Source organism: Terriglobus sp. YAF25 (assembly GCF_052113305.1).
Taxonomy (GTDB): domain Bacteria; phylum Acidobacteriota; class Terriglobia; order Terriglobales; family Acidobacteriaceae; genus Terriglobus.
The window spans coordinates 1-5839 of sequence record NZ_JBFRCY010000467.1 but is presented as its reverse complement, the minus strand read 5'-3'; the positions used below and the strand labels follow the sequence as shown (position 1 = coordinate 5839).

The 5839-nt window shown below is 58.3% G+C and carries 6 protein-coding genes; 4 read left to right on the top strand and 2 right to left on the bottom strand.

Annotation, left to right across the window (positions count from 1 at the left end):
• The 4 genes from AB4043_RS18095 to AB4043_RS18080 form a co-directional block, all read left to right on the top strand.
• On the top strand, window positions 1-1475 hold a 1475-nt coding region (locus tag AB4043_RS18095; RefSeq protein ID WP_442307697.1), incomplete at its 5' end, for a SpoIIE family protein phosphatase.
• Between the two features lie 167 nt (window positions 1476-1642).
• Window positions 1643-2944 carry a 3-phosphoshikimate 1-carboxyvinyltransferase gene (gene aroA / locus AB4043_RS18090; protein WP_442307696.1) on the top strand — a complete coding sequence of 434 codons (1302 nt, stop codon included), beginning with the start codon at window positions 1643-1645 and terminating at the stop codon, window positions 2942-2944.
• A gap of 22 nt (window positions 2945-2966) precedes the next feature.
• Window positions 2967-3356: a hypothetical protein gene (locus AB4043_RS18085; RefSeq protein WP_442307699.1), complete on the top strand. Its 390-nt coding sequence runs from the start codon at window positions 2967-2969 to the stop codon at window positions 3354-3356.
• Complete coding sequence (locus tag AB4043_RS18080; RefSeq protein ID WP_442307698.1) at window positions 3256-3750, top strand: glycosyltransferase; 495 nt, start codon at window positions 3256-3258, stop codon at window positions 3748-3750. Before AB4043_RS18085 ends, AB4043_RS18080 begins: the two co-directional genes overlap by 101 nt.
• Before the next feature lie 87 nt (window positions 3751-3837).
• Here the strand turns inward: AB4043_RS18080 and AB4043_RS18075 are convergent, their stop codons facing one another.
• Together AB4043_RS18075 and miaB are read right to left on the bottom strand one after the other, a co-directional pair.
• Complete coding sequence (locus tag AB4043_RS18075) at window positions 3838-4359, bottom strand: bifunctional nuclease family protein (protein WP_442299478.1); 522 nt, start codon at window positions 4357-4359, stop codon at window positions 3838-3840.
• Window positions 4356-5735: a tRNA (N6-isopentenyl adenosine(37)-C2)-methylthiotransferase MiaB gene (miaB, locus tag AB4043_RS18070; protein WP_442299477.1), complete on the bottom strand. Its 1380-nt coding sequence runs from the start codon at window positions 5733-5735 to the stop codon at window positions 4356-4358. Before miaB ends, AB4043_RS18075 begins: the two co-directional genes overlap by 4 nt.
• Between the last annotated feature and the right edge of the window lie 104 nt (window positions 5736-5839).

Below are 5839 nucleotides of genomic sequence, written 5' to 3'. Positions count from 1 at the left end.
CCGCAGAACTGCGGCGCGCCGTCCTGGTCGAAGACGTCTCCAAGAAGGACTACTACATCCCGGCAAATCCGGACGTAAAGTCGGAGCTGGCGATTCCCCTCATCAGCAAAAACAAGGTGATTGGCGTACTCGACATCGAATCGACGCAGATCGCCTACTTTACGCAAGAACACCAGCGGCTGCTCGAACTTGTCGCCTCCCGCATCGCCATCGCAATCGAAAACTCCCGGCTCTACACGCGAGTCGCCCGCCAGGCGCAAACGCTCACCGTTCTTGGCGAGATCTCGCGCGAGTTGACCAGCATTCTGGATCTTGACGACCTGCTGGAACGGGTTGGGCAACTGATGAAGCGGGTGGTGGACTTCCAGATGTTCAGCATTCTGCTCTGGAACTCCCGGTCAAAGCATTTTGAGCATCGCTTCTCGACCCGTTTTGGGGAGCGAGTCCAACGCCAGCACATCGTCGAGCCCGGTCACGGCATCATCGGCACCGCCGCCAAGGAACGTGTTCCTGTCCTGGTTCCGGATGTGCGTAAGGATTCGCGTTACGTCAACTACCACCCTGAGACCCGCTCCGAACTTGCAGTACCGCTGGTCTATAAAGACCAGATCATCGGCGTAATCGATGTCGAACATACACGGGCGAACTACTACAACGAAGAGCATCAGCGCACGCTCACAACTCTGGCCGGCCAGGTCGCTATCGCCATCGAGAATGCACGGCTCTATGAGCGCATTCTCGAAGAAGAACAGCGCATGGAGCGCGACCTCGCCATGGCTCGCCAGGTGCAGCTCCGCCTGTTGCCGGGTGCGCCGCCATCACACCCGCACGCAGACTTCTTCGCGAAGTTCCTGCCCGCGCGCTCCATCGGTGGCGACATGTATGACTTCCTGGACTATGGCTCTGGACGGACCTTGATCGTCATGGGAGATGTCTCTGGAAAGGCCGCGCCCGCAGCTCTCTATGCCGCGCTGGTCTCAGGAATTCTGCGCTCTCTCGGAGCGCAGCAGCTCTCGCCCGGCCACCTTCTGGCGACCCTCAACGACCAGTTACAGGAACGCAAGCTGGATGCACAATACGTCACCATGCTGATCGGTCTCTGGGACGATAACGAACAGACGCTGAGCATCGCGAACGCAGGCTCCGTCCAGCCCTTCTTCGTCACCGGTGGCGAGGTTCGCACCATCCAGGCGGAGGGTTTTCCTCTGGGCCTGTTCCCGCATGCCGTCTATGAAGAACTGACGCTATCCACCCAGCCAGGCGACCAGATCGTCTTTTTCTCCGACGGTATTACGGATGCCGAGAACTCGTCACACGAGATGTTCGGTAACGAACGCCTGGTCGAGGTGCTGCGAAAGCTGAAGAATCCAACAGCTCAGGTTACCGGTGAAGCCATCCTAAAAGGTGTCGGACATTTCCAGTCTCAGACCGAACACTTCGACGACGAAACGGTCGTTGTGCTCCATGTCCGTTGAACTTTCCACGTCTCCCCTCACGGTACAATCAAAGGCAAACGTTCAACGGAAGTGGAAGCTCAGAACCGGGTGCGAAGTTGTCCGCACGTTAGCCGTCAGAGTCTCCACAAGATTTCCCTCCGCGGCATAACGATGACCGCTCATGGCTACCCGGAAGAAATTTCAAGATGCAGACGATTAGTACGACTCAGACGATCCGCCCCGCGAAGAACCTGCACGGTTCTTTTCGCGTTCCAGGCGACAAGTCCATCTCTCACCGCTACGCCATGCTGGCTGGACTGGCTAAAGGCACATCGCGGTTATACAACTTCTCTACCGGCGCCGACCCACACTCCACACTCGGCTGCATGGTCACGCTGGGCGCGAAGGTCAACACCCAGAGTGACGGCACTATCGAAGTAACCGGTGTAGGCGGCGCCTTTGAACGGCCAGTGGGCCAGCTCGATTGCGGTAACTCCGGTTCTACCATGCGCATGCTTTCCGGGCTTATCGCCTCGCACCCTCATGTCTTTACCCTCATTGGCGATGAATCCCTGACCCGCCGCCCGATGGAACGTATTCGCAAGCCGCTCTCGCAGATGGGCGCCCGCATTGATCTGACCGAAGGCCATGCTCCTGTCACTATCTTCGGCACACCACTCAAGGCAATCGATTTTGCAACGCCGATCCCCAGCGCACAGGTAAAGACTGCGATTCTCTTTGCCGGCTTGCAGGCCGAGGGTGTGACTTCGATCTCTGAATCTGTCCGGACCCGCGATCACTCCGAACATGCGCTGCGCGCCTTTGGAGCCGAGCTCACCCGTACAGCGGACAAGATCACCATCGCCGGCGGACAGACGTTGACGGGAATTGATGTTGCTGTACCGGGCGATATCTCGTCGGCAGCCTTCTTCCTGTGTGCGGCTCTGCTCTTCCCCGACTCCAACCTGGTCTTCGACGGCTTGGGAATGAATCCCACCCGTGCGGCCCTGCTCGACGTTCTTACAGGCATCGGCTTGAAGGTCAAGGTGCTGAACCTTGAAGAGAAGCACGGCGAGATGGTGGGCACCATCCAGGTGAACCGCGTTCAGGGCGGCCTGAAGGGCGCTGACATCAGCGGTGCTCTTACGGCGCAGTTGATCGATGAGCTCCCGGTGATTGCCGCCATCGCTCCTTACACACAGGAAGGTATCCGCATCCGCGATGCGCAGGAGCTTCGCGTCAAAGAGAGCGACCGCATCGCCCTGGTAGCCAAGAACCTCAAAGCGATGGGAGCCGAGTTCGAAGAGTTCGAAGATGGGCTTCACATCCCAGGCAATCAAAAACTCCACGGAGCTCGCATCGAGACCGGCCACGACCACCGCATCGCGATGGCCTTCTCCGTCGCTGCCCTGCGTGCCGAAGGCGAGACCATCATCCAGAACGCAGAGGTCGCCAGTGTCAGCTTCCCTGAGTTCTACAYGCTTCTGGACAACCTGGCCGAGCGCTAGAGAAAAGGCGCCGAACGAACTCATGCGTGTCATTCAGACAGTCTTCGGCGTCTTTCACCACTTCGACCTTGCAACCGAACTCCAGAAACGAGGCCACCTGGAGAAGGTCTACTCCACCTGGCCATGGGCGCGGCTCAAACGCGAGGGGCTGCCGAAAGAGCGAGTTGAAAGCTTTCCCTGGATCCACATGCCGGCCTACTTCTACGGTCGGTCTAAGCTCCACCGGGCGCCAGTGGCGCAGCAACTTCAACTTCTGAATGCAGCGCTCTTTGACCGTTGGACCATGCGCCGCCTCCGCGCTCTCCAGGGCCATGGCACCAAGGTCGACGCTCTCATCTCCATCTCCGGATCTGGAACCAGGACCCCTTCGCATTGCTGGAGCTGTCGACCACGCGGTCAAACCGGTTTTTGATCGGCTGCCGAATGCCTCTGTGGAGTGGCTTGGGCCAGTCCCTCAAAGCGACCTCATCACTCTGATGTCGAAGAGCCACGTACTCGTCCTTCCCAGCATTGAGGAAGGTCTGGCCCTGGTGCAGGCCCAGGCAATGGCATGCGGATGCCCGGTGATTGCCTCACACAATACGGGAAGTGAAGATCTCTACACCGACGGTGTTGAAGGCTTCATCGTTCCGATTCGCGATGCCGCATCTCTTGCCGACCGCATGCAGCGGATAGCCGACGATCCAGGCATGCATCAGCGCATGCGCGAAGCCTCGCTCAACCGCGTACGTCACCTGGGCGGCTGGTCAGAGTATGGGGCGAAATGGGAAAAAATCCTGCAGGAATTGCTTGCCGCGAAAAGCTAGAGTATTTCCCTGTGGGTGTCAGGTAAGGCTTCGGCATCGATGGGCGTTTTCCGCAATGAAAACGCCGCTGCACGCCCCTTCCAGGCCTTACATCTTGTAGCGGCCCATCTCATCATCGTTCAGGCCTTCCAGCCACTGACGCATCTGTTCCGCAGTCACATTCTGTGCGTCAGCAGTCGATAGGCGGGCGTTCTTCAACACCTCGCGATGAACATAGATCGGAGCATCCGCGCGCAACGCCAGCGCCAGAGCATCCGACGGCCGTGCATCGATGGTTACGACCTCTCCCTCCTGACGCATCCAGATGACGGCATAGAAGGTATCGTCCTTCAGCTCCTGCACTACGATCTTGTCCACCTGGGCGTTCAGACCGCGGATCGTATCCCGCAGAAGGTCATGGGTCATCGGTCGCGGAGTTGCTGTCTTCTCAATCTCCAGAGCAATGGCATTCGCCTCGAAGATGCCAACCCATATCGGCAGTACCGTATCGCCCGCGACATCCTTCAGCACAACGATCGGCATGTTCGTGACAGGGTCCATCATCAGGCCGCGGATCTTCATCTCGATCTCCAGCGGCGTGTCGTCGTGTTGCAGTCCAGGAAAGTTCATTGCAGCACCACCAGACCGACAGGCTGGGCCTGCTTCAGCACCGCTGCCGGAACCTCTGCGTCGCCGGCCTGTTCGCCCACCAGGCTGTTCGGCAACGACTTCGTCACTCTTACCGGAACATAACTGCCAATCTGCGGCAATACCGGCTGTGCAGTGGTGAAGTTCAATGTCTTGTTCTGCGAGGTCCGTCCGATGATCTGGCCGCGCTGCTGGTTAAAGCCCTCGACCATCACCTCGATCACTTTGCCCTCATGCCGGCTATAGAGCGCACGCTGAATCTCCCGCTGGCGATCGAGCAGAACCTGCAGCCGCTGGCTCTTCACATCTTCGAAGACCGTCTCCGACATAGAGACCGCCGGCGTATTTGGCCGTGGCGAATACTTGAACGCGAAGACACAGTCATAGCCCACCTCACCGCAGAGAGTGACCGTTTCTTCGAAATCGGCATCGGTCTCTCCTGGAAAACCTACGATGATATCGGTGGTCATGGAGATGTCCCGTTTCGCGGACTTGATCCAGGAGATACGCTCCAGATACCACTCGCGGGTGTATTCGCGCTGCATCGCCTTCAGAACGGCCGACGATCCGCTCTGCACCGGCAGATGGATGTGGTCACACAATGTAGGCACGGCATCGATTGCTTCGACGATCTGCTTCGTGAAGTGCCGCGGATGCGATGTCGTAAACCGCACGCGGCGGATTCCTGGAACCTCTCCAACCGCAGCCAGTATCTCGGCGAAATTCATTTTGCCGAGAGGATCACTGAAGGAGTTCACATTCTGGCCGAGCAACTGAATATCGGTAAAGCCGGCATCTGCCATACGGCGCGCTTCAGTCAGTACCGACTCCGAGGTGCGGCTGCGCTCCTTGCCGCGGGTATAGGGCACCACGCAGTAGGAGCAGAACTTGTCGCATCCCTCGGTGATAGTGATATAGCCACGGTGCGGATTGGACCGCGCAGTGAACTCGGTATCAAAGGCCTCGTCCGTCTGGCGGTCATCGAGTCCGGTAATGCGATTCTCCCCTGCTTCCAGACGGCGAATCATCTCCGGCAGGTTACGGTAGGAAGCCGAACCGCTTACCAGCGAGACGAACGGGGCCTTCTCGAAGATCTTTTCGCCTTCCTGCTGCGCCACACAACCCAGCACGCCAAAGCGCTTCCCTTCGCCCTGCAGACGCTTGTACTCATTTAAGCGATGAAAGACCTTTTGCTCGGCCTTGTCACGGATGGAACAGGTGTTGTACAGGACGAGGTCAGCAGAGCCCTCGTCCGTCACCTGGGTATAGCCCTCATGCTGCAGCGTGCCGATGACCTTTTCCGAATCATGGGCATTCATCTGGCAGCCAAAGGTCTCGATATAAAACGTCTTTGCCACGCTTGAAAGTATACCGCCGGTCGCACCTAGAGCATTTTTCCTGTTACTGGGCTATTCCGGGAGGGGCGTGCAGCGGCGTTTTCATTGAGGAAAACGTCCATAGA